The following is a 23,149-nucleotide window of genomic DNA, read 5'->3' as shown; positions in this document are numbered from 1 at the left end:
GTCCAGAACCCTACCCACGATCAATACCCCTGCCGCGGGGTGGAGCAGCCCGGTAGCTCGTCAGGCTCATAACCTGAAGGTCACAGGTTCAAATCCTGTCCCCGCACCCAAAACTACGACGAATGGCCCTCGCTCACGCGGGGGCCATTCGTCGTTTCAGGATCAGCTCATGACCGACCGCTATCTGGATGATCTCGTCGTCGGCGAGACCTGGACGGGCCAGCCGTTCGTGCTCGGCGAAGCCGAAATCCTCGACTTCGCCCGCCTCTACGACCCCCAGCCGATGCACATCGACCTGGCGGCTGCGAGCGCCGGCCGGTTCGGCAGGATCATCGCCAGCGGCTGGCACGTGGCTTCGCGGGTGATGCGCGAATATGTCGACACCGCGCCGTTTGGGGCCACGCCGATGCTGGGCATCCGCATCGACGAGCTTTGCTGGCTGAAACCCGTGCGTCCCGGCGACGCCCTGAGCGTCCACCGCGAGATCGTCGAGGTGACGCGATCGCGCTCCAAGCCCGACCGCGGCACGATCCGCACCTTCACCCGGGTGAGCAACCAGCACGGCGAGCCGGTGCTGACCTTCTTCAACCTGATCCAGATGCCGGCCCACGCGGGCGTCGTGCTGTAAGGCCGCTTGCCTTCCCGTCCGGCTGGCCTTCAGTCTGCGAGCCTTGCGACGGGGGCATCGAATGCGGCGACGGACGGTTCTGGCGGGCGGCGCCCTGGCGTTGGCCTTCGTTATGGGCGGGGTTCTTCCCGTGCTCGCCGCGCCCCTGCCGGCCGACAAGGCCCGCGAGATCGACGCGATCGCCGCCGAGGTGCTGGCCGCCACCGGCGCGCCCTCGGCCTCGGTCGCCGTCATCGAGGACGGCGAGCCGGTCTACGCCAAGGCCTACGGCCTGGCCCGGCTGTCACCGGCGATCCCGGCCACGACCTCCACCCGCTACGGGATCGCCTCGGTCAGCAAGCAGTTCACCGCCGCGGCCGTGCTGCTGCTGGTCGAGGACGGCAAGGTCTCGCTGGACGATCCGGTCAGCAAGTACGTCTCCGGCCTGACCAACGGCGATCGGATCACCCTGCGCCAGGTGCTGTCGCATACCGCCGGCTATCGCGACTACTGGCCGCAGGACTTCGTGTTCGAGACCATGCGGGCCCCGACCACTCAGCAGAAGATTCTCGACGGCTGGGCGCGGATCCCGCTGGATTACCCGCCCGGGGAGCAGTGGCGCTATTCCAACACCGGCTTCGTCATCGCCGGCCTGGTGGTCGAGAAGGTGGCCGGCGAGCCGCTGCTGTCGTTCCTCCGACGCCGGATCTTCGATCCCCTGGGCATGGCCGGGGTCACTGAGGACGACACCAAGGCCCTGTCGCCGCCGGACGCCGGCCACTACACCCGCTATGGCCTGGGACCCGTGGTCCCGGCCGACAAGGAGGGACCCGGCTGGCTGTTCGGCGCGGCCGAACTGGCCATGTCGCCATCGGACCTGGCGCGCTGGAACCGGGCCATGATCCGCCGCGAGCTGCTGAAGCCGGCGTCGTGGACGGCGATGACCACCTCGGTGGACCTGTCGAACGGAACCCCGGCTGGCTATGGCCTGGGCGTCTCGGTGCGGGTGCGCGACGGGGTCACGACGATCAGCCACGGCGGCATGCTGTCGGGCGTGCTGACCAGCAACACCGTCTGGCCGGCCGAGAAAAGGGCCGTGACCGTGGTGGCCAACGCCGATTTCGGCGATCCCCAGACGGCCATCTCCCAGCGGATCGCCTTCCTGCTGCGGTCCTCGACCGGGGCGGCGGCGACGGCGCGGACCCTGATGGCGCAGCTGCAAGCAGGGACGATCGATCAGGCATTGCTGACCGCCAACGGCAAGGCCTGGTTCACGCCCGCGCGCCTGGCCGATTTCAAGGCCAGCCTGGCTCCGCTTGGACCTTTGCGCATGCTCGAGGGCCAGGGCGTCCAAGTGCGCGGCGGCATGACCTGGCATGGTTTCGACGCGGCGTTCGGAACGCGGACGCTGTCGGTGTCGATGCGGCTGACGCCGGACGGCAAGGTCGAGCAGTTCCTGGTCGGGCCGAAGGCGAGCTGAGGTTTCGAGGGACGGAGGGGGCGGCGATGAGCGACGCGTTCGAGGGCTTTTCCCGGTTCGAGTTCGACTACGGCCGCTGGAGCCGGTCGGTGTGGCGAATGGGGGCGGGGCCGGCAGTGATCGTCGTCCACGAGATCCCCGGCCTGCATCCCGGCGTGCTGGACTTTGCCCGCGAGGTGGCGGCGGCTGGCATGACCGTCTTCTGTCCCAGCCTGTTCGGCGAGCCGGGGCGGCCGGTCAGCCGCGGCTATGGCGCGGCCTCGTCGCTGCAGATCGCCTGCGTGCGGCGCGAGTTCAATCTGTGGCGCGGCGGCAGGTCCAGCCCGATCGTCGACTGGCTGCGGGCGCTGGCCCGGCAGGTTCACGCCGAGTGCGGCGGCAGGGGCGTCGGTGCGGTGGGCATGTGCGTCACCGGCGGCTTCGCCCTGGCGATGATGACCGAGCCCTGCGTGGTGGCGCCGGTGCTGTCGCAGCCCTCCCTGCCGGTGACGGCCAAGGGCGACCTTGATCTGTCGGCCGAGGAGCTGGCCTGCGCCAAGCGGCGGTTCGAGGCCGAGGACCTGTCGCTGATCGCGCTGCGCTACAAGACCGACTGGCATGTTCAGGACGGCCGCTTCAAGCGGCTGAAGGCCGAGTTCGGCGAGCGGGCCGAGCTGATCGAGCTGGAAGACGCGGACGCCAACGGCTACCGCGTGATCCCGCCCCATTCGGTCCTGACCCTGCACCTGGACCGGGATCGGCCGGACGGGGCGGGCATGGTCGCGGCGAGGCGGGTGGTGGAATTTTTCAGGGAACGGACGGGGGCGTAACCCCTTCCGGTCCTCCAGGCCACCTCCGCCAGAGGGGGAAGATCTAGAAGCGCTAAGATGCTCCTCCGGTGGGCGAGCTGTCGCGGAGCGACTGAAGGGGCGGGCTGGACTTTTCCACCTCACGCGCCTAGACACCGCGCCTTCGATTTTTCTCCCCGCGCTACCGGCGTTCGATCCGCCGGCCGGGCAGCAAAGGCTATCTGCGCCATGAAGCGCCATTCCGACAAACCCCACTCCGGCAAGTCCGGGGGCGGGCCTACCGGCCCGTCGCAACGCCAGCTCCGCGCCGGCGAACTGATCCGCCACGCCCTGGTCGACATCCTCCGCGAGGAGGAGTTGCAGGACGAGGCCCTGACCGGCGTCACCATCACCGTTTCCGAGGTGCGGATGAGCCCCGACCTGCGGCACGCCGTCTGTTTCGTCGAGCCGCTGGGCGCGGGCCTGGCCGGGCAGGCCGCCGGCCAGAACGTCGACGAGATCATCAAGGGCCTCAACCGTGTCTCGAAGTTCCTGCGCGGACGCCTGGGCCGGTCGATCGACATGAAGTTCACGCCCGACCTGAAGTTCCTCCACGACGAGAGCTTCGGCACGGCCGCCTACATGGACAAGCTGTTCCTCGATCCGCGCGTGCGCCAGGACACCGAGCGCCGCCTGTCCGACGTGGCCGACGAAGACGAGGACTGAACCATGGCGCGCCGCAAGAAGGGCGACGCCGTTTCGGGCTGGGTGTGCCTGGACAAGCCCTACGACCTGACCTCGACCAGCGCGGTTTCCCGCGTGCGCCGGGCGTTCAACGCCCAGAAGGCCGGCCACGCCGGCACGCTGGATCCGCTGGCCACCGGGATCCTGCCGCTGGCGCTGGGCGAGGCGACCAAGACCGTCCCGTTCCTGATGGACGCCGACAAGGCCTATCGCTTCACCATCGCCTGGGGACGCTCGACCACCACCCTCGACCGCGAGGGCGAGACTACCGGCGAGAGCGATGTGCGTCCGGCGATCGAGGCGATCGAGGCCGCCCTGCCGGCCTTCGTCGGCGAGGTCGACCAGGTGCCGCCGAACTTCTCGGCCATCAAGGTGGACGGCGAGCGCGCCTACGACCTGGCCCGCGACGGGGTCGAGTTCGAACTGGCCACCCGAAAGGTGACCATCCACGCCCTGCGCGTGCTGTCGGTTCCCGACGCCGATCACGTGGAGCTGGAGATGGAATGCGGCAAGGGCACCTATGTGCGCGCCGTGGTCCGGGATCTGGCGGCCGCGCTCGGCGCCTGTGGACATGTCAGCCAGCTTCGCCGCACGCGGGTCGGCCAGTTCTCCGAGGACACGGCGATAAGTCTGGAAACTCTAGAGAATTTGAGCTATGAGGCCCGACTGTCGGAGGCATTGCTTCCGGTCGAGACCGCGCTGGACGACATCCCGGCGTTGGCCGTGACCGATGAAGACGCCTTCCGGCTTGCGCAAGGACGCGCCATCGTTCTGCTACCCAGGCAGGTGGAAACGCTGAAAGCCGAGCTCTCGCCCGGTGATCGCACCGTTTCCGCCATGTCCGGAGAACGCCTGGTGGCCTTGTGCGAGATGCGCGCCGGAAAGCTCAATCCGGTGCGGGTCTTCCAACTCACCTGAGCGGAGACAATCCGATGTCGATCACTGCCGAGCGCAAGAGCGCTCTTATCGCCGAGCACGCCCGCACCGAGGGTGACACCGGCAGCGCCGAAGTCCAGGTCGCGATCCTCTCGGAGCGCATCTCGAACCTGACCGAGCACTTCAAGAGCCACAAGAAGGACAACCACAGCCGTCGTGGTCTGCTGAAGCTGGTTTCCCAGCGTCGCCGTCTCCTCGACCACCTGAAGAAGTCCGACGAAGGCCGTTACGCGGCTCTCATCGAGAAGCTGGGTCTGCGCCGCTAAGGCGCATTTCCGCCGCCTTACCCCGGTAAGGCGGCGGAACGCTATTTGGGGTCAGCCATCTCGAGACAGGCCGAGGTGGAGGATCCGAGGGTTTCGCTCCTCACGGGGCGGCGCCCAGTACGTGCGAGGGTTCACGTCCTCAAACCCCCGCCTGTCGCATTAGGATGAGGATCATCGGGCCGGCTCCATTGGCCGTCCGCCCCTGTCCACGCCCGACGGGAATCCGCCCGCGGGAACCGAAAGAAGATAAATGTTCGATATCAAGCGCAAGACGATCGAGTGGGGCGGCAAGACGCTCGTCCTCGAAACCGGTCGCATCGCCCGTCAAGCCGACGGCGCCGTTCTGGCCACCATGGGCGAAACCGTCGTCCTGGCCACCGCCGTGTTCGCCAAGAAGGCGAAGCCCGGCCAAGATTTCTTCCCGCTGACGGTCAACTACCAGGAAAAGACCTTCGCGGCCGGCAAGATCCCCGGCGGCTACTTCAAGCGTGAAGGCCGTCCGTCGGAAAAGGAGACCCTGGTCTCCCGCCTGATCGACCGTCCGATCCGTCCGCTGTTCGTCAAGGGCTTCAAGAACGAAGTCCAGGTCGTCGTCACCGTGCTGCAGCACGACCTCGAGAACGATCCCGACATCATCGGCATGGTCGCCGCCTCGGCCGCCCTGACCCTGTCGGGCGCCCCGTTCATGGGCCCGATCGGCGCGGCTCGCGTCGGCTGGGTGAACGGCGAATACGTGCTGAACCCGACGCTCGACGAGCTGAAGGAAAGCGCGATGGACCTGGTCGTGGCCGGCACCGCCGACGCCGTGATGATGGTCGAAAGCGAAATCAAGGAACTCTCGGAAGAGATCGTCCTGGGCGGCGTCAACTTCGCTCACCAGCAGATGCAGACCGTCATCGACGGCATCATCGACCTGGCCGAGCATGCCGCCAAGGAACCGTTCGACTTCCAGCCGGAAGACACCGACGCCCTGAAGGCCGAAGTGAAGAACGCCGTCGGCAAGGACCTGGCTGACGCCTACAAGATCCGCACCAAGGCCGACCGCGTCGCCGCCCTCGGCGCCGCCAAGACCAAGGCCATCGAGACCTTCGCCAAGAGCGACACGAACCCGGCCGGCATCGATCCGCTGAAGCTGGTTTCGGTGTTCAAGGAACTGGAAGCCGACATCGTCCGTCGCTCGATCCTCGACACCGGGATCCGCATCGACGGCCGCGACGTTCGCACCGTTCGTCCGATCCTGGGCGAAGTCGGCATCCTGCCGCGCACCCACGGCAGCGCCCTGTTCACCCGCGGCGAGACGCAAGCCATCGTCGTGGCCACCCTGGGCACCGGCGATGACGAGCAGTTCATCGACGCCCTGGAAGGCACCTACAAGGAATCCTTCCTGCTGCACTACAACTTCCCCCCCTACTCGGTGGGTGAGACGGGCCGCATGGGCTCGCCGGGCCGCCGCGAAATCGGCCACGGCAAGCTGGCCTGGCGCGCCCTGCGCCCGATGCTGCCGGCCAAGGAAGACTTCCCCTACACCATCCGTCTGGTCTCCGAGATCACCGAGTCGAACGGCTCGTCCTCGATGGCCACGGTCTGCGGTTCGTCGCTGGCCATGATGGACGCCGGCGTGCCGCTGGTCCGTCCGGTGTCGGGCATCGCCATGGGCCTGATCCTCGAAAAGGACGGCTTCGCCGTTCTGTCCGACATCCTGGGTGACGAAGATCACCTGGGCGACATGGACTTCAAGGTCGCCGGCACCAGCGAAGGCCTGACCTCGCTGCAGATGGACATCAAGATCGCCGGCATCACGCCCGCGATCATGGAGCAGGCCCTGGCTCAAGCTAAGGATGGCCGCGCGCACATCCTCGGCGAGATGAACAAGGCCATGGAAGCGCCGCGTGAAGACGTCGGCGAGTTCGCTCCGAAGATCGAGACCATCACCATCCCGACCGACAAGATCCGCGAAGTGATCGGCACCGGCGGCAAGGTGATCCGCGAGATCGTCGCCACCACCGGCGCCAAGGTCGACATCAACGACGAAGGCACCGTGAAGGTCTCGGCCTCGGACGGCGCCAAGATCAAGGCCGCGATCGACTGGATCAAGTCGATCACGCAGGAAGCGGAAGTCGGCGCGATCTACGACGGCAAGGTCGTCAAGGTCGTCGATTTCGGCGCCTTCGTGAACTTCTTCGGCGCCAAGGACGGCCTCGTCCACGTCAGCCAGATCAGCAACGAACGCGTCGCCAAGCCGTCGGACGTGCTGAAGGAAGGCCAGATGGTCAAGGTGAAGCTCCTGGGCTTCGACGACCGCGGCAAGACCAAGCTGTCGATGAAGGTCGTCGACCAGACGACGGGTGAAGACCTGTCGAAGAAGGCCGAAGTGACCCCGGAGGAAGCCGTCAACACCTGATGACGGCTTTCAGGGCGACCTGAACATGCAACGGGCGGCTCCGAAAGGGGCCGCCCGTTTTGCGTTCGGGGGCCTGAGAGGGCATGCATCTGACTCCCTGCTTGCCTTCCTGGGCCTTGCGCCCAGGATCCATCGTTCAGTTGCTCAGGCCTTTCGAGCTTGGCCGGGATCTGGGCGGCGACCGACATGGCCCTCGCCACAGGGGCGAGGGAGGCATGTATGGAACGCTAGGGGTCTCTAGGCCCGCCCGGCCTGGGCCGACAGGTGGTCGGCGGTGATGCCGATCTTGGCCAGGGCCCGGGTCCACTTGCTCTCGTGGTCGTCGCCGAACAGCAGGGCCTCGTCGGCGTCGCAGATGAGCCAGACGTTGTCGCGCAGCTCCTGCTCCAGCTGGCCGGGGCCCCAGCCGGAATAGCCCAGGGCCAGGATCGCCCGGCGCGGGCGGTGGATCCGGCTGCCCAGGGCGTCCAGGGCGTCACGGGTGACGGTCAGGGCCAGGCCGTCGGCCACCGGCGAGGTGGAATCCGGCGAGACATAGTCGTCGGTGTGCAGCACGAAGCCCCGCTCGCGCTCGACCGGACCGCCCAGCATGACCAGATCGCTGGGGGCGCGGACCTCGGGATCCACGCCCAGCTTGTCGAGCAGCTCGTACACCGTCAGGCCCTCGACCGGGCGGTTCACCGCCAGGCCCATGGCCTGCTCGTCGTCGTGCGAGCAGAGATAGACCACGGCGCGCTCGAAGCGCGGGTCCTCGATGCCGGGCATGGCCACCAGGAGCCGGCCGGTCAGGAATTGGCCCTCGCCGTCGAGGGGAGCGGTCTCGGGAGCGTCCATCTGTTGAGGATCGGCACACAACGCGTCCGTTTCAAGTCAAACCACGTTATTGGCGAACCGATCCGGACGCTTTATCTCCGGAACGCCCTTTCAGCACAGGATCACACCATGGCGATCAAGGTTGGCGACACGCTTCCGGCGGCCACGTTCATGACCAGCACGGCCGAAGGCCCCGCTCCGGTCACTTCCGACGACCTCTTCAAGGGCAAGACCGTCGCCCTTTTCGCCGTCCCCGGCGCGTTCACCCCGACCTGCTCGGCCAAGCACCTGCCGGGCTTCAAGGAAAAGGCCGCGGAGCTCAAGGCCAAGGGCGTCGACACGATCGCTTGCGTCTCGGTCAACGACGTCTTCGTGATGAAGGCCTGGGGCGCCGATCAGGGCATCAGCGACGAAGTGGTGCTGCTGGCCGACGGCAACGGCGATTTCACCCGCGCCATCGGCCTTGATTTCGACGGCAGCAAGTTCGGCATGGGCGCGCGCTCGCAGCGCTACTCGCTGATCGCCAAGGACGGCGTCGTCACGACCCTGAACGTCGAGGGAGCCGGCGAATTCAAGGTCTCGTCGGCCGACTACATGCTGGGCCAGCTGTAAGCGGCCCTGCCCTGGCCCGTCACTCCGACGCTAGGGTCGGGGTGGCGGGACCTGCCTAGGCCGAGATCGCGTGCAGCTGCGCCGCATGCGCGCGCAGCCAGGCCCGGTGCGGCGCTGGATCGCCGATCAGGGTCTCGCACAGCGCCCAGAAGCGCGGGCCGTGATTGGCCTCGACCAGGTGGGCGCATTCGTGGGCGACGACATAGTCGGCCACCGCCGCCGGCGCCAGCACCAGCCGCCAGCTGTAGCGGATCGCCGCGGGCGCACCCGGTCTGGCCGGCCGGCACGAGCCCCAGCGGGCCTTCGGGTCGGCCACCGCCACCGACGGCATCGGCCGTCCCAGCCGTCCGGCATGATGGGCGGTGCGCTCGGTCAGGATTTCCAGCGCCCGGTGCTTGACCAGCCGCAGGATCTTCAAGGACCAGTTGGCGTCGTCGGGCGCGATCAGCGCGTCCTCGGTCATCCGCGCCCGGCCGGGGCCGACCTCCAGCCGATAGGACCTGCCCCAGATCTTCAGCACGCCGCCGGGCTCGATCACCTGGCGGCCGGGCAGGGCGGCCAGCTGCAGGCTCATCCAGCCGGCCTTCTCGTGGGCGAAGGCCACGGCCTCGGTCAGGCGGCGCTGATTGGGAGCGATGGCGACGATCTCGGACTTGGCGCGGTCGACCCGCAGCGACACCCGACGCGCGCGGCCGTCGACCTTCAGGCGCACGGCGCAGCGCTCGATCTCCAGCCGGTCGCCGTCGGCGAAGCGTCGGGGAGCGGCCTTGGGCTGCGGGCGAAAGAGGTTCATCGCCCTCTAGATCGCGCCCGCCGGCCCTTTAGGCAAGAGTCTGCTTCTCAGGCCTTCTTGCCCGCGAAGTTGGGATCGGTGCGCAGGATGAAGTCGCGGACCTTGGGATAGATCTCCTCGCGGAACCGGCGGCCGTTGAACACCCCGTAGTGACCGACGCCCGGCTGGACGTAGTCTTCCTTCAGCTCGGCGGGAATGTTGACGCACAGGTCGTGGGCGGCCTGGGTCTGGCCGATGCCCGAGATGTCGTCCTTCTCGCCCTCGACGGTCATCAGGCCGATATCGGTGATGGCCGCGGTGTTCACGTGCCGCCCGCGATGCATCAGCTCGCCCTTCGGCAGCAGGTGGCGCTGGAAGACGATATCGATGGTCTGGAGATAGAACTCCTCGGTCAGGTCCAGCACCGACAGATACTCGTCGTAGAACTCCAGGTGCTTGTCGGCGCCGTCGCCGTCGCCCTCGACCAGGCTCTTGAAGTAGCGCTGGTGGGCTTCCTGGTGCTTGTCGGCGTTCATGCTCATGAAGCTGGCCAGCTGCACGAAGCCCGGATAGACGCGCCGTCCCATGCCCGGATAGGGGGCGGGCACGGTGTAGATCATGTTGGACTGGAACCAGGTGAAGGGCTTTTCCTCCGCCAGGTTGTTGGTCACGGTCGGCGACAGGCGCGCGTCGATCGGCGAGCCCATGAAGGTCATGCTGGCCGGACGCGACGGGTCGTTGTCCTCGGCCATCAGCGCGGCGGCGGCCAGCACTGGCGGTCCGGGCTGGCAGACGGCCAGCACGTTGGGACGCGGACCGAGCACCCGCAGCATGTCGCGGATATGGTCGATATAGTCGTGGAAGTCGAAGCGGCCCTGCAGGACGGAGACCTCGCGGGCGTTCTGCCAGTCGACGATGAACACCGCGTGGTTGGGCAGGAAGGCCTCGACGGTGCCGCGCAGCAGGGTGGCGTAGTGGCCCGAAAGCGGCGCGACGATCAGCACGGCGGGATCGAGGTCGAAGCGGCCGGCCCGGCGCATGTCCGACATGTCGCGGTCGAACTGGATCAGCCGCGCCCACGGGCTCTGCCACACGACGGTCGGGCGCACGCGCACGTCGACGTCGTTGATCTTGACGCTGTCGATGCGCCAGTCCGGCTTTCCATAGCGGCGGGTGACGTTGGAGAACAGGTCCGCGCCGGCATAGAGCCGCCGGCCAAGCTCGGTGTTGGCGGCCGGGTTCAGCGGCGAGCCCCAGAAGTCCCGGGCCGCGCGGGCCGCCAGGCGCATGGGGGTCGAGGCGTAGAAGCTCGCTTCGTGCAGGGCGTAGAGCATGCCGTCTCCAGCGATTGTGCGCTGCAGCATAACACGCCGGGCGTTAAGAAGGTACAGCCCTGAGATGACCTAAGGGCGCCGCAACGCAAAAAATGGGCGAAGCTCCCCTGTCGGGGAAGTCCTCAGGCCCCCTTCATCGCCGCCTTCATCTGGCGGGCGATCTCGTCGGGGGGCGAGCCGTAGCCGATGACGCTGTGGAAGCGGCCCTTGGGGTCGATGACGTAGATCATCGTGGAGTGGTCGACGGTGTAGTCGGGCCCGTCGCCGACCTTCTTGGCATAGGCGCGATAGGCCTTCACCGTGGCGTCCACCTGTTCCTGCGCGCCGGTCAGGCCGACGATGTTCTTGGGCAGGTGGCCGGCGGTCAGATAGGTCTTCATCTGGGCCGGGGTGTCGCGGGCCGGATCGATCGAGATCATCACGATCTGCAGGTCCTTGGCCCTGGGGCCCAGCTGGTCGCTGGCGGTCGCCAGGGCCTGCAGGGTGCCGGGGCAGACGTCGGGGCAGTAGGTGAAGCCGAAGAACATCGCGGTCCACTTGCCCTTCAGCACGCTCTCGTCGGTCGGCTTGCCGTCGTAGTCGACCAGCTCGAACGGCCCGCCCACCGCGGCGGGCTTGGGCGCGGAGCGGAAAACGCCGCTTTCCACGATCAGCGCGCCGGCCGCCAGAACGCCCACGATGCAGACGGCCAGGACCATCAGGCGGTTGCGGTTCATGGGGCTTGCATCCTTTGGGGCTCGCCAGATCGAATTTTCTGGCCTTAATGTGGCGTCATGGCCGACGCTTCGTTCAAGGACGCGCCGAAGAAACCATCACCCGACGGGCTCGATAGGCCCGACGGCGCAGGCGCGCAAGACAGCGACGACTGGTCCTGGGCGGGTCCCGGACTGCGTCAGGGGCGCCTGCGGGTGCGAACATTGATCGCCCAACGCTGGCTGACGGTGGCCGGCCAGTCGGTGACTGTGCTGCTTTGCGGGCTGGTGCTCGACCGGCAGATTCCCTACGCCCTGTGCTTCTCGCTGATCGCGCTTTCGGCCTGGCTGAACGTGCTGATCGGCCTGGCCTCGACCGGCCAGCGCCTGGCGCGCGACGTGGAGGCCACCGCCCAGATCGCCTTCGACATCCTGCAGCTGTCGGGGATGCTCTACCTGACCGGCGGGGTCTATAATCCGTTCTCCCTGCTGCTGATCGCGCCCGTGACCCTGGCGGCCGCCACCCTGCCGGCGCGCTATGCGCTCGGCCTCGGCGTGCTGGCGGTGATCGCCACCATCGTGCTGGCCTTCGTCTACATGCCGCTGCCGGTGGCCGTCGGCGTGCCGCCGCCCCGGCCCGAGGCCTCGCTGCTGACCGGCATCGTCGCCGCCAGGATCCTCGGCATCGTCGTCACGGGCCTCTACGCCTGGCAGGCGGCGACGGAGTCGGCCCGCATGGAGCTGGCCCTCAACGTCACCGAGACCGTGCTGGCCCGCGAGCAAAGGCTGTCGGCCCTGGGCGCCCTGGCCGCCGCCGCCGCGCACGAACTGGGCACGCCGCTGGCCACCATCTCGGTCGTCGCCCGCGAGATGGCGCGCGGCGCTCCTGACGAGCAGACCCGCGAGGACGCCGAACTCCTGATCGGCCAGGCGGCGCGCTGCCGGGAAATCCTGCAGCGCCTGACCGAGATGCCCGAGGCCCAGGACGCCGTCCACGAGCGGATGAGCCTGACCCAGCTGGTGCATGAGATCATCGAGCCGCACATGATCCACGGCGTGCGCGTCGAGGCGGTGGTCAACGGCCCCTCCGGCGAATCGGCCCCCGACGTCTGGCGGCGGGCCGAGGTGATCCACGCCCTGACCTCGATCGTCGAGAACGCCGTCGACTTCGCCCGTTCGGAGGTGATCGTCATCGCCCGCTTCGATCCGCGCTCGATCCTGATCGAGGTGCGCGACGACGGGCCGGGCTTCTCGCCCGAGGTGCTGGCCAAGCTGGGCGAGCCCTATGTCACGTCGCGTCCGGGGGCCGAAGGCTCGCGCACCGGCCACATCGGCATGGGCCTGGGCTTCTTCATCGCCAAGACCCTCCTGGAACGGACTGGGGCCGCCGTGGATTTCAGGAACGGTCGTCGCGGCGGCGCCGTGGTCGCGGCCCGTTGGCCACGCCCGGCGATGGAAGCTCCCGGCTTCATCGGGGTTTGAGTACGAAAGACTTGCGAAGTTTTGCAAGTCGTAGACATGATGCGGACACGACACCCGGTTGAGTAATGGCGCGGGGAGGCGCTGAGTTGATGGCGGATATCGGAGAACTGGTCGCGGCCCTGCCCGACAAGTCCTTGCTTCTGCTCGACGACGATGCGCCTTTGCGCACACGTCTTGGTCGAGCTTTGGAACAGCGCGGCTTCGAGGTGACGCTTTGCGCCTCGGTGGCCGAGGCGATCGGCTCGCTGAAGAGCCAGGCCCCGGCCCATGCGGTGCTCGACATGCGGCTGGAGGACGGTTCGGGCCTGAAGGTGGTCGAGGCGGTTCGCGACGCCCGCGCCGACGCCAAGATCATCATGCTGACCGGCTACGGCAACATCGCCACCGCCGTCGCGGCCGTGAAGGCCGGGGTGGTCGACTATCTTTCCAAGCCGGCCGACGCCGACGACGTGGCTCGCGCCCTGCTGGCCGCCAAGGACGCCGCCCCCGCCCCGCCGGAAAACCCGATGAGCGCCGACCGCGTGCGCTGGGAGCACATCCAGCGCGTCTACGAGATGTGCGGCCATAACGTTTCCGAGACGGCCCGCCGGCTGAATATGCACCGTCGCACGCTGCAGCGGATCCTGGCGAAAAGGGCGCCGCGTTAGGCCCCCTCGGTCGCTTCGCGACAGCTTCCCCAAAGGGGGAGCATCCCGGCGCTAAAATCCTCCCCCTCTGGGGGAGGTGGCCCGGAGGGCCGGAGGGGGGCCGTTTTCAGCTTTCAAGACGCTGGACGGCCCAAGTCCCTCCCCTCTCCGTCGGCTGCGCCGACACCTCTCCCACAGGGAGAGGATCTCCGGATCACATCGCCGAAATCCCGCCGTCGAGCTTCAGCTCGGCGCCGGTCATGAACTTGCTCTCGTCGCTGGCCAGGTAGAGCACGGCGTTGGCGATGTCGTCGGGCTCGCCGATGTGGCCCAGCGGGATCTGCCGGCCCAGCTTGGCGTGGGCCTCTTCCTTGCCCAGGCGCTGGCTCAGAGGATCCAGGATCGGGGTGTCGATGAAGGTCGGGTGGATCGAGTTCGAGCGAATGTCGAGCCCGAGCTTGGCGCAGTAGAGCGCGATGTTCTTGGACAGCAGCCAGACCCCGGCCTTGGAGGCGTTGTAGGCCGGCGAGTTGTGGTTGGCGATCAGGCCGGCGATCGAGCTGATGTTGACGATCGAGCCAGGCTGGTGGGCGCGCATGTGGGTCAGGGCATGCTTGGCCCCCAGGAAGACGCTGTCGACATTGATCGACATGATCCTCTTCCAGAGGTCGAACTCCATCTGCTCCAGCGGCTTGTCGCCGGCCACCCCCGCGTTGTTGACCAGCACCGAGAGGCCGCCCATGTCGGCCGCCGCCGCCTCTAGGGCCCCGATCCACTGGTCCTCCTGGGTGACGTCGAGGGCGTAGGCGAAGGCCGTGCCGGCGCCGTGGGCGGCGTTGATCTCGGCAGCCGCGGCCTTGGCCCCGTCGACATTGATGTCGGCCAGGGCGACCTTGGCGCCTTCCGAGGCCAGCTTGCGCGCCGCCGCCGCGCCCAGGCCCTGGGCCGCGCCGGTGATGAAGGCCTTCTTGCCGGCGACCCGGCCCGTGGTCTGCGCCATTCGGCGTCCTCCCTATAATTCAAACGATAGTTTGAACTGGATGCGGGGGGAGGGGAAGGGGGATCAGCCCGAGATCGCGTCCATGAATCTGGCCAGCTGCACGTCGCGCTCGCTGACGCCGTCGCAATCGTGGGTGGTCAGGGTCACCTCGACGCGGTTGTAGACATTGAACCACTCGGGGTGGTGGTCGCGCTTGTCGGCCTCGATGGCCACGCGGGTCATGAAGCCGAAGGCGGCGTTGAAGTCGGCGAAGCGGAAGGTCTTCTCGATGGCGTCCTTGCCGTCGGCGGCGGTCCATCCCTGGAGCTGGGACAGGGCGGCGGCGGCGCCGATCTTGGCGGGGGCGGTCATGGGGGCGACTCCTGAGGCTTCTGCCGCCTTCAGAACGACAATCCGGTGGCGGCCGCAAGCTCCGCCAGCGCCTGGTCCTCGCCGGAGACCTTGATGGCGACCATGCCGAGGGCCGCCGCCGGCTTGCAGTTGATCCCCAGGTCGTCGAGGTAGACGCAACGCTCCGGCGCGACGCCCAGCAGGTCGCACATCATCTGGTAGATGCGCGGATCGGGCTTGCGCACACCGGCCTTGGAGCTTTCGATCAGGGCGTCGAACTGGGCCATGATCTCGGCCACGGCGGCGGCTTTCTCGGCGGAGGCCGCCATGCCCGCGCCATGGCCGGCGCCCGGCACGTTGTTGGTGATGCAACCGACCTTGAACCGCGCCTTGCAGGCCTTCAGCGCCGCGACCATGCGGGGGCGGACCTCGCCCGACAGCAGGGGCAGCACGTCGCGTCCCGGCACGGCGTGGCCAAGTCGCGTGGCCTCCTCTAGGAACAGCGCGTCGAAGGTCGCCGCATCGATCTGCGCCCGTTCGAACCGGGCCCAGGCGTTGGTGTCCGGATCGAGGGCGTTGACCGAACGGATGAAGTCGGTGGGCAGGTCGTTCTTCGCCTCATAGCGCCGGAAGGCCTCGAAGGGCGAGGTGGTGAACACGCCGCCGAAATCCCAGATCACAGCCTCGATCGCCATCGTCCCGTCCATGCCGAACAATTGTTTGAACGCACTCTAGGCGAGGACGGCGATGGGGAAAAGCCACGTCCAACAATGGTTAAGCTCGCCTTCATGGCGAAAAAGCGCGCGCGGCTCGCCGGGCTCTGGTCTATTGGCGGGCCTGGAGTATCCCCCATGCGCCAACTTGTCCTTTTCGTCTTCGCCGCCGGGATCGCCCTGGCTTCGCCGGCTCTCGCCGGAGACCGCTACGGCCTGGCCGGCGGTCCGCCTGACCGCTCGAGCCTGCCGGTTGATCCCGAGATCCTGCCACCCGACACCCGGCCCGGCGAATGCGTCAATCGTCGTGTGACCGGCCCCGGTGGCGCCTATCGCTGGGAGCGGGTGGAGTGCGACGACGGCGAGCGCGGCTGGAGTGACTTCGACCGCTGGAGCTATGGCCGCCCGCCGCTGCGGGTCGACGACCGTGGCGCGCCGCCGCCTCAGGCCTATCCGCCGACGCCGCAACAGGACTATGTGCCCGACCGCTACAGCCGCCGTCACGACGACGGCCCGGCCTATGCCCCGCCGGCCTACGCCCAGGGCGGCTATTCGCGCCAGGAAGAAGGCTACGAATACAGCCGCGAGAGCCGCTACGACAGTGACGCGTACGGCGCCTATCCGCCGCCGCCCCAAGGCGGCTACGGCTATGCGACCTGGACCTCGGCCGGCCGCGACGAGTACGGCTTCCTGGTCTGGCCGGGCAAGCAGCCTTAGGGTGAACTTCCTTGCGTCCCTCAAGGCCCGCTTTGCGGGCGCCTCGGGATGAGGGAGTCAGTGTAACAGCGTTCTCATCCTGAGGTGCGACCCGAAGGGGAGCCCCGGAGGACGCAGAGCGCTCACAGCAGCCGCAGGAACAGCACCCGGGCCGCGCCGTAGTCGCGGGCGTCCAGGGTCTCGAAGCTCTCCAGCACAGGGTCGGGCTCGCCGACTCCGCGCTCGAAGACCACGATCGCGTTCGGCGCCAGCCAGCCGCCGGCGACCAGCTCGGCCAGGGCCTTCTCGCCCAGGCCCTTGGCGTAGGGCGGATCGAGGAAGGCGATGTCGAAGGCCGGACCGGCGCTGGCCGGGCGGGGGCCAAGGTCGGTGGCGTCGCGGCGGTGCACGCGGGTCTGGCCGAACAGGCCGAAGGCGTCGATGTTCTGGCGGATCGCGCCGCGCGCGGCTTCGTTGGTCTCTACGAACAGGCAGTTCTCCGCCCCGCGCGAGATCGCCTCGAGGCCCAGCGCTCCGGAGCCCGCGAACACGTCGATCACCCGCGCGCCATGCAGCTCCGGCGCCCAGGCGGCGTGCTCGAGGATGTTGAACACGGCCTGGCGGGCGCGGTCGGAGGTGGGGCGGGTGGCGTCGCCCGGCGGGGTGGCGATGGCCTTGCCGCGATACTGGCCCGAGACGATGCGCATCAGGCCGCGGCCTCCTCGGCTTGCACTTCGGTTTCGAGTCCGCCGACGGCGGCGCGGCGGCGCATGAACCGGCCGCCGGCTACGAAGGCGGCGATGGCCAGGGCCAGCGGGATCAGGCCCCAGATATGGTTCAGGCTGAACAGGATAAGGCCGCACATCAGGCCGGGCGCGACCGCCGTGCGGGCCAGGGTGAACAGGGCCTCGCCGCGATGCACGCGGCCGGCCAGTTCGCCGGCGAAGGCGGCGTAGCCCCAGACGACCGACATGGCGACGCCGATCGCCGCCACTGGGCCCACATAGACGAAGGCAGCCTCGGGCGAGGCGTGCTCCCACAGGAGCTCGGTGGTCAGGGGCAGCAGGGCGACCAGGCCCAGCACGATGAGGTTCAGCACGTCGAGCACGCCGTTGGCGCCGCGCAGGCGGGCGAAGATCCGCCGGTGGCTGATCCAGTAGACGCCGATGACCGCGAAGCTCACCGCATAGGCCCACAGCTTGTGGCCCATCTGGCCAAACAGGTCGGCGACGCCATGCCAGTGTTCGGGCGGATGGATCTCGATGGCCAGCAGGGTGATGGCGATCGCGAAGACCGCGTCGGAAAACAGCACTAGCCGGTGCAGGTGGCGGTCGGCCGCCTCGTCCACGTCCTGGTTCAGCGACTTGCTCATGAAACCCCCATCGACAACCGCCGATGTGTGCCGTCATTGCCGCGTGACGGCAAGTCGTGGGCCGACTTTGCTCGAAACCTCTTTTCCTTGGCCTCGCCGCCGACTAGCGAAGAGGCGGGTGCTGTATGGGAACGGGCTGTGTTCGAGGACGTGAGACGTTCGGCGTTTCTGGACGACCTGACGCCGGCTGACCGGCGCATCGGGCGGGTCCTGCTGAGCCTGCCGGTCGGGGCGGTCGCCGCGGCCCTGGCGGCCGTGATCGGCGGGGTCTTCGTCATGGCCCTGTTCACCGGCCTCGTCGACGGCGGCTTCGACCAGGCCATGGATCTGCTCAAATCGCTGTCCAATCCCAAGGCCGGCGGCCTGGACCTGATCACCCTGCTGTTCGTGCTGTGCCTGGTGACGGCGACCAACGGCGGCATGGCCGTGGCCTTCGCCGGCGTCGCCGCCCTGCTGCACGAGCGGCGCCTGCGCAGCTACCTGACCAGCGCCCCGGCCTATCGCTGGCGCCTGACCCTGCTGGGCCTGGCCCTGTTCGCCGTGACCGTCGGCCCGCTGCTGGCGGCCAGCGCCCGCCTCGATCCGCACGCGCCGCCCATGCCGATCCTGACCCTGACCTCCAGCCTGGACGGTCGCCTGGTCCACGCCGCCGGCGCGATCGGCCTGCTGCTGCTGGCCGCGGCGGCGGAAGAACTGGTGTTCCGCGGCTGGCTGCTGAAGCTGACGGGCGCCTTCACGCGCCGGGTGTGGCTGATCCTGCTGATCAACGGCGTGGCCTTCTCGACCATCCATTTCGACCCCAATCCCGACGCCTTCCTGGTGCGGGCGGTGCTGGGCGTCGGCCTGGCCTGGGCCACCCTGCGGCTGGGCGGCGTCGAGTTCGCGGTCGGCGCCCACGCGGCCAACAACATCGTCATCGTGCTGTTCCTGCAGCCCATGACCCTGACGCCCGAGCCGCCGCATCCCTTCCGCTGGGAGGTGCTGCCGATCTGCGTGGTGATGCTGGGGATCTATGTCGGCCTGGCCGAGCTGGTGGCCCGCACGCCGCGCCTGTCGCGCTGGGCCGGGGTGGCGACGGCCTAGATTTCCTTGTCGTCGGCCTCGTCCGACCAGCGCAGCGGCGGGGCCTGGGCCTTCAGGGCCAGCATGGCCTCGCGCAGGGCGTCCATGAAGGCCGTCCGCTTGCCGGTCCAGGCCACGGGCTCGCCTACCAGAACCGCGCAGTTCAGCGGCACCGGCACGCTGGCGCCCTTGGGCAGTACGCGGCCCGCGCCCTGGATCCACACCGGGATCACCGGGGCCTCGGGAAAGGCTTCGGCCAGGCGCGCGACACCGCCCTTCAACTGGCCCATAGCGTCGCTGGCGCCGTCGCCGCGCGTGCCCTCGGGGAAGACCAGCACGATCTCGCCCGCCGCCAGGGCGGCGCGGGCGGGGGCCAGCACGTCCTCGCCCTCGCCTTGGCCCAGGCCTTGGGCCGCGCGGCGGCCCGCCTTGCTGCGCGCCACCGGCACGATGCCGATCACGTGGCGCGAGAACCAGCCGATCACCGGATCCCGCAGGAAGTAGTCGGCCGCCGCCGCCGGCCGCAGCTTAGACACCGCCCGCGACGGAAAGATCGACAGCATCAGCAGGGTGTCGACGTGGCTGGCGTGGTTGGCGGCGATGATCGCCGGGCCCTTCAGCGGCAGGCGCTCGCGACCGGAGACGTCGGCGCCGGTCATCAGCACGGCCAGCGGCCGGGCGACGAGGACGAGCAGGAGAAAGCGGAGCAGGCGCACGGCGCGACTAGATCAGAACCGGTCCAGCGCGAACAGCGCCATAAGGTGGAAGTAGAGCGGGGCGGTGAAGGTCAGGCTGTCGGCGCGGTCCAGCACCCCGCCGTGGCCGGGGATGGCGTGCGAGGTGTCCTTGACCCCGATGTCGCGCTTGATGGCGCTCATGGTCACGTCGCCCGCGAAGCCCGCCGCCGGCAGCACCAGGGCGACGACCAGCAGGCCGTGGCCGGTCAGCGGCGTGAACACCGGACCCACGAACCAGATCAGCGCGGCGGTGGTGATCCAGCCGCCCAGGAAGCCTTCCCAGGTCTTGTTGGGGCTGACGCTCGGCAGGATCTTGCGGCGGCCGAAAAGCTTGCCCCAGACGTATTGGGCCACGTCGTTGAACTCGGTGGCCAGCAGCAGGAAGAACACCAGGCCCGCCGCGCCGGCCGGCAGGTGCTCGGTTTCCGGCACGCGCATCAGGAAGGCGACGAAGCCCAGATTGTAGACGCAGGTGACCAGGCCCCAGTGGAAGGTCGCCGCGCTGGCGAGGTAGCCCTTGGTCTGGCCGATCAGGGCCATCAGCGCCGGCAACCCCAGGAACACCCACACCGGGATGAACACCAGGTAGAACATGTAGCGGTCGGCGAAGATGAAGCCGTAGGCGGCCAGCAGGCACAGATAGGCCGCCAGGATCGCCGGCCTGTCCTCGCGCCGGCGTACGGCCAGCGACAGGAACTCGCGCAGGGCCAGGAACGAGATGAAGGCGAAGACGGCGGTGGTCGCCTGCCAGCCCAGCAGCAGGGCGCCGGCCAGCAGGGCCACCATCCCCCACCACGAGACGATGCGCAGCCGCAGCTCCTCGTACGACTGGCCGGGCTTCAGGCGCGGCAGCACCGCGGCGATGGCGCTGGCCACGCCCAGCAGGATCACCACTCCGGCCAGGCCCGCCAGCAGCGGCCGGGGCTGCGCGGCCAGGAAGCGGACCGCATGTCCGGTCAGATCGCCGATCAAGTCCATGGACGCTCCCGTTCGCACTACTCCCGGTATAGCCTAGTTGCCGACGGTTACGAGCCGGGGAGTTCTCGTCGATGTCGCGCATCCTGCGCTCCAGCCTGGTCCATGCGGCGTTCGGCTTCCTGCTGATGGGCGGCTGGACCTTGTGGGCCAACCGCGCCCACGGCCTGGCCTGGGTTCCGGCCCTCGCCCAGGGCCTGCTGTCGGCCGGGCTGACGGCGCTGCTCAAGAAGACGCTGGAGCGGCTGGACGGCCGGTTCTCCGGTTTCGTCGCCCTGGCCCTGCCGCCGGCTATGACCGCCAGCGCCATCCTGACGATCCTGGTCCTCGTCCATCGCCTGATCGGCACGCCGGAACTTCTGGCGACGATCGCCTTTCCCTGGACGATGTCGACGCTCTACGCCATCGCCTACAACGCCCGCCTGGTCGCCGACCGGAGAAAGGCCGCGCCATGACCGACGCTCCCGAGACCGCTTCTACGGAGGCCGGAGCGCCCGACCTCGCCAACCGCCGGCCGCTGAAGACCCGCAGCGCCGCATGGGCCGCTCGCCTGGCCGCCGCCATCGCCGGCAAGGGGGTCTCCGCCGACGTGATCTCGGGCCTGGGTCTCGCCTTCGCGGTGCTGGGCGGCGCGTTGCTGGCGGCCAGCGGCGGGGTCGAGGACGGCTGGCGCTCGCTGTGCCTGGTGCTGGCCGCGACCTGCATCCAGCTGCGCCTGGCCTGCAACCTGCTGGACGGCATGGTGGCGGTGGAGCACGGCCGCGCCAGCCCCTACGGCCCGATCTGGAACGAGCTGCCCGACCGTATCGCCGACGTGCTGTTCCTGGCCGGCGCCGGCTATGGCGCGATGAGCGCGGGTTTCTCCGGCGGGCCGGCCCTGGGCTGGATCTGCGCGGCCCTGGCCATGCTGACGGCCTATGTGCGCGAGCTTGGCCGAGGGCTCGGCTTCGACGCCGACTTCTCCGGACCCATGGCCAAGCCGCATCGCATGGCCGCCCTGACGGCGACCTGCGTCATCGCCGCCTTCGAACCGCTGTGGAGCGGCCGGGGCGAGGCGCTGGCGCTGGGCCTGGCGGTGATCGCCGCCGGGACCCTGGTCACCGTGGTGCGCCGCACCCGCACCCTGGCCGAACGGCTGGCGGATCGGCGCTAGGGGCGAGCGTTCGGCGCCCCACCGCGACAACCACATTGCTTCCCTCGCCCGCGTGGCGAGGGCCCATGCCGGTCGCTGTTCGGACCTTGGTCGTCCGCGAAGGGCCTGAGCGGCCGAACGATGGATCCAGGGCGCAAGGCCCAGGAAGGCCGTTCTTTGGAAACTACCGCTTGGGTCCGCGCGGGGCAGGCTTGGCTCCGGTCGGGCGCGGACCCTTGAAGCCGGCCGGCTTGGTCGGACGCGCCGGAGCGACATTGCCGCGCGGGGCGCCTTGCGGGGCGGCCTTGCCGGCGGGGCGGGCGCCCGGCTTGCCCACCGCGCTCTTGCGTGCCGGACCCTTGGTCGCCGCACCCTTGGCCGCAGCACCCTTGGCCGCAGCACCCTTCGCGCCCGGCTTGCCGCGGCCCGGGGCCTCGGTGACGAACTTGGTGTCGATCGACTTGGGCTTGTGGGTCTTGGACTTGTGGCCATCCGTGCGGATCTTGGCCTTGGCCCAGCCGGCCTTGTAGACCTTCTTGGGCTCCTCGACCTTGGGCGTGGCGATCTGCGGGGCGCGGCCCGTGGGGGCGCGGCGCTGGATCTCGCCGCCGCGCAGGCGCTCGCCGTCCTTGGCCACGCCCGGAGCGTACAGCGGGTCGGCGACGCCGACGAACTGCGGCTTGTCGCCCGTGGGCATGTTCTCGTCGGCTATGACGCCGGCCAGCAGTTCGCGGATCACCCGGGGGCCGACCTCCTCGACCTGGCCGGCCTGCAGCGTGCCCAGGGCGAACGGGCCGTAGGACAGGCGGATCAGGCGGTTGACCTTCAGGCCCACCGACTCCAGCACCTTGCGGACCTCGCGGTTCTTGCCTTCCGACAGGGTGACCGTGATCCAGACGTTGCGGCCGCCGCCGGCCTTGTCCTGCGCCTTGTCGAGGCGCGCCTCGATCGGGCCGTAGCGGACGCCCTCGATGGTCGTGCCGTCCTTCAGCTTGTCCAGGGTCTCCTGGGTGGCGTGGCCGAAGGCGCGGGCGCGATAGCGGCGGGTCCAGGCGTTCTGCGGCATCTCCAGGGCGCGCGACAGCTCGCCGTCGTTGGTCAGCAGCAGCAGGCCCTCGGAGTTGAGGTCGAGGCGGCCCACCGAGATCACCCGCGGCAGGCCGTGGGGCAGGGCGCCGAATACGGTCGGGCGCTCCTTGGGGTCGTTGTGGGTGGTCACCAGGCCGGTGGGCTTGTGATAACGGAACAGGCGGGTGGGCTGGCGATCCTCGACCAGCTTGCCGTCGACGACCAGCAGGTCGCCGGGAAACACGCGCACGGCCGGGGTGGTCAGCACCTGGCCGTTCAGCACGACCTTGCCGGCCTCGATCAGCCGCTCGACCTCGCGCCGCGACGCCACGCCCGCGCGGGCCAGGGCCTTGGCGACGCGCTCGCCGCCCTCGGCGTCGGCGTCATGCTCGACGGCGTCGTGCAGGGCGGGCTGGTACTTGTCGGTCATGGCTTGGTTCCTTCGACGGGAGGGGCGCATCTCACGATGGGCTTCTTGTGGTGATGGCGCCGAACCGCCATAGGATCAAGTCCAGCAGCCGGAGGCCTCTCC

26 protein-coding genes and 1 tRNA gene are annotated in these 23,149 nt (G+C 68.9%); 15 read left to right on the top strand and 12 right to left on the bottom strand.

The window, feature by feature from the left end:
• The first annotated feature begins 33 nt into the window (after window positions 1-33).
• The 8 genes from DDF67_RS19395 (at window position 34) to pnp (ending at window position 7,201) form a co-directional block, all read left to right on the top strand.
• A tRNA-Met gene (locus DDF67_RS19395) sits at window positions 34-110 on the top strand.
• A gap of 59 nt (window positions 111-169) precedes the next feature.
• Window positions 170-628: a MaoC family dehydratase gene (locus DDF67_RS19390; RefSeq protein ID WP_109102473.1), complete on the top strand. Its 459-nt coding sequence runs from the start codon at window positions 170-172 to the stop codon at window positions 626-628.
• 61 nt (window positions 629-689) lie between these two features.
• Window positions 690-2,087, top strand: coding sequence for a serine hydrolase domain-containing protein (locus DDF67_RS19385; protein WP_199229283.1), 1,398 nt, complete (start codon window positions 690-692; stop codon window positions 2,085-2,087).
• Window positions 2,088-2,113: 26 nt separating this feature from the next.
• Window positions 2,114-2,896 (top strand): dienelactone hydrolase family protein, encoded by a 783-nt coding sequence (locus DDF67_RS19380; RefSeq protein WP_109102472.1) that lies wholly within the window; start codon window positions 2,114-2,116, stop codon window positions 2,894-2,896.
• Between the two features lie 207 nt (window positions 2,897-3,103).
• Complete coding sequence (gene rbfA / locus DDF67_RS19375) at window positions 3,104-3,580, top strand: 30S ribosome-binding factor RbfA (protein WP_109102471.1); 477 nt, start codon at window positions 3,104-3,106, stop codon at window positions 3,578-3,580.
• 3 nt (window positions 3,581-3,583) lie between these two features.
• Entirely contained in the window at window positions 3,584-4,516 is a 933-nt protein-coding gene (gene truB, locus DDF67_RS19370) for a tRNA pseudouridine(55) synthase TruB (protein ID WP_109102470.1), read from the top strand.
• Between the two features lie 14 nt (window positions 4,517-4,530).
• The gene (gene rpsO / locus DDF67_RS19365; protein ID WP_109102469.1) at window positions 4,531-4,800 is read left to right on the top strand and encodes a 30S ribosomal protein S15; all 270 of its coding nucleotides are present in this window, start codon (window positions 4,531-4,533) and stop codon (window positions 4,798-4,800) included.
• Window positions 4,801-5,050: 250 nt separating this feature from the next.
• Window positions 5,051-7,201, top strand: a complete 2,151-nt coding sequence (gene pnp / locus DDF67_RS19360) for a polyribonucleotide nucleotidyltransferase (protein ID WP_109102468.1) — start codon at window positions 5,051-5,053, stop codon at window positions 7,199-7,201.
• A gap of 237 nt (window positions 7,202-7,438) precedes the next feature.
• On the opposite strand, the gene DDF67_RS19355 is transcribed toward pnp, so the two are convergent.
• The gene (locus DDF67_RS19355) at window positions 7,439-8,035 is read right to left on the bottom strand and encodes a YqgE/AlgH family protein (protein ID WP_058348697.1); all 597 of its coding nucleotides are present in this window, start codon (window positions 8,033-8,035) and stop codon (window positions 7,439-7,441) included.
• Between the two features lie 108 nt (window positions 8,036-8,143).
• On the opposite strand from DDF67_RS19355, the gene DDF67_RS19350 reads away from it, so the two are divergent.
• Window positions 8,144-8,626, top strand: a complete 483-nt coding sequence (locus DDF67_RS19350) for a peroxiredoxin (RefSeq protein ID WP_109102467.1) — start codon at window positions 8,144-8,146, stop codon at window positions 8,624-8,626.
• Between the two features lie 55 nt (window positions 8,627-8,681).
• Here DDF67_RS19350 and DDF67_RS19345 read toward each other — a convergent pair whose 3' ends face one another.
• From DDF67_RS19345 to DDF67_RS19335, 3 genes are all read right to left on the bottom strand, one after another.
• Window positions 8,682-9,419, bottom strand: coding sequence for a M48 family metallopeptidase (locus DDF67_RS19345; RefSeq protein ID WP_109102466.1), 738 nt, complete (start codon window positions 9,417-9,419; stop codon window positions 8,682-8,684).
• Between the two features lie 47 nt (window positions 9,420-9,466).
• Entirely contained in the window at window positions 9,467-10,732 is a 1,266-nt protein-coding gene (locus tag DDF67_RS19340; protein WP_109102465.1) for a polyhydroxyalkanoate depolymerase, read from the bottom strand.
• 122 nt (window positions 10,733-10,854) lie between these two features.
• On the bottom strand, window positions 10,855-11,448 hold the full coding sequence (locus DDF67_RS19335) for an SCO family protein (RefSeq protein WP_109102464.1): 594 nt from the start codon (window positions 11,446-11,448) through the stop codon (window positions 10,855-10,857).
• A gap of 57 nt (window positions 11,449-11,505) precedes the next feature.
• Here DDF67_RS19335 and DDF67_RS19330 point away from each other — a divergent pair, with 57 nt between their 5' ends.
• Window positions 11,506-12,906 (top strand): ActS/PrrB/RegB family redox-sensitive histidine kinase, encoded by a 1,401-nt coding sequence (locus DDF67_RS19330; protein WP_109102463.1) that lies wholly within the window; start codon window positions 11,506-11,508, stop codon window positions 12,904-12,906.
• An 89-nt stretch (window positions 12,907-12,995) separates the two neighbouring features.
• Window positions 12,996-13,553, top strand: coding sequence for a stationary phase response regulator transcription factor SpdR (gene spdR, locus DDF67_RS19325; protein WP_058348705.1), 558 nt, complete (start codon window positions 12,996-12,998; stop codon window positions 13,551-13,553).
• Window positions 13,554-13,746: 193 nt separating this feature from the next.
• On the opposite strand, the gene DDF67_RS19320 is transcribed toward spdR, so the two are convergent.
• The 3 genes from DDF67_RS19320 to DDF67_RS19310 all read right to left on the bottom strand — a co-directional run bounded on the left by DDF67_RS19320 (window position 13,747) and on the right by DDF67_RS19310 (window position 15,557).
• Window positions 13,747-14,532 (bottom strand): SDR family oxidoreductase, encoded by a 786-nt coding sequence (locus DDF67_RS19320; RefSeq protein WP_109102462.1) that lies wholly within the window; start codon window positions 14,530-14,532, stop codon window positions 13,747-13,749.
• 63 nt (window positions 14,533-14,595) lie between these two features.
• Entirely contained in the window at window positions 14,596-14,883 is a 288-nt protein-coding gene (locus DDF67_RS19315; RefSeq protein WP_109102461.1) for a 4a-hydroxytetrahydrobiopterin dehydratase, read from the bottom strand.
• Window positions 14,884-14,912: 29 nt separating this feature from the next.
• Window positions 14,913-15,557, bottom strand: a complete 645-nt coding sequence (locus DDF67_RS19310; protein WP_109102479.1) for an HAD-IA family hydrolase — start codon at window positions 15,555-15,557, stop codon at window positions 14,913-14,915.
• Window positions 15,558-15,713: 156 nt separating this feature from the next.
• Between DDF67_RS19310 and DDF67_RS19305 the strand changes: the two genes are divergently transcribed.
• Entirely contained in the window at window positions 15,714-16,292 is a 579-nt protein-coding gene (locus tag DDF67_RS19305; RefSeq protein ID WP_199229282.1) for a hypothetical protein, read from the top strand.
• Window positions 16,293-16,414: 122 nt separating this feature from the next.
• Here the strand turns inward: DDF67_RS19305 and rsmD are convergent, their stop codons facing one another.
• Window positions 16,415-16,978 (bottom strand): 16S rRNA (guanine(966)-N(2))-methyltransferase RsmD, encoded by a 564-nt coding sequence (gene rsmD, locus DDF67_RS19300; RefSeq protein WP_109102460.1) that lies wholly within the window; start codon window positions 16,976-16,978, stop codon window positions 16,415-16,417.
• Window positions 16,978-17,643: a TMEM175 family protein gene (locus DDF67_RS19295; protein WP_109102459.1), complete on the bottom strand. Its 666-nt coding sequence runs from the start codon at window positions 17,641-17,643 to the stop codon at window positions 16,978-16,980. Before DDF67_RS19295 ends, rsmD begins: the two co-directional genes overlap by 1 nt.
• 150 nt (window positions 17,644-17,793) lie before the next feature.
• On the opposite strand from DDF67_RS19295, the gene DDF67_RS19290 reads away from it, so the two are divergent.
• Complete coding sequence (locus DDF67_RS19290; protein WP_233247703.1) at window positions 17,794-18,726, top strand: CPBP family intramembrane glutamic endopeptidase; 933 nt, start codon at window positions 17,794-17,796, stop codon at window positions 18,724-18,726.
• Here the strand turns inward: DDF67_RS19290 and DDF67_RS19285 are convergent.
• On the bottom strand, window positions 18,723-19,421 hold the full coding sequence (locus DDF67_RS19285; protein WP_109102457.1) for a lysophospholipid acyltransferase family protein: 699 nt from the start codon (window positions 19,419-19,421) through the stop codon (window positions 18,723-18,725). The genes DDF67_RS19290 and DDF67_RS19285 overlap by 4 nt on opposite strands.
• A 12-nt stretch (window positions 19,422-19,433) precedes the next feature.
• Entirely contained in the window at window positions 19,434-20,420 is a 987-nt protein-coding gene (locus DDF67_RS19280) for a phosphatidate cytidylyltransferase (protein ID WP_109102456.1), read from the bottom strand.
• Between the two features lie 71 nt (window positions 20,421-20,491).
• Here DDF67_RS19280 and DDF67_RS19275 point away from each other — a divergent pair, with 71 nt between their 5' ends.
• Window positions 20,492-20,872, top strand: coding sequence for a hypothetical protein (locus tag DDF67_RS19275; RefSeq protein ID WP_109102455.1), 381 nt, complete (start codon window positions 20,492-20,494; stop codon window positions 20,870-20,872).
• Window positions 20,869-21,570 (top strand): CDP-alcohol phosphatidyltransferase family protein, encoded by a 702-nt coding sequence (locus DDF67_RS19270; protein WP_109102454.1) that lies wholly within the window; start codon window positions 20,869-20,871, stop codon window positions 21,568-21,570. Before DDF67_RS19275 ends, DDF67_RS19270 begins: the two co-directional genes overlap by 4 nt.
• A gap of 163 nt (window positions 21,571-21,733) precedes the next feature.
• Here DDF67_RS19270 and DDF67_RS19265 read toward each other — a convergent pair whose 3' ends face one another.
• Window positions 21,734-23,047 carry a pseudouridine synthase gene (locus DDF67_RS19265; protein ID WP_332888335.1) on the bottom strand — a complete coding sequence of 438 codons (1,314 nt, stop codon included), beginning with the start codon at window positions 23,045-23,047 and terminating at the stop codon, window positions 21,734-21,736.
• Between the last annotated feature and the right edge of the window lie 102 nt (window positions 23,048-23,149).

The sequence above is a fragment of the Caulobacter endophyticus genome, assembly GCF_003116815.1.
Lineage (GTDB): Bacteria > Pseudomonadota > Alphaproteobacteria > Caulobacterales > Caulobacteraceae > Caulobacter > Caulobacter endophyticus.
This window is presented reverse-complemented; position numbering and strand designations above follow the sequence as displayed.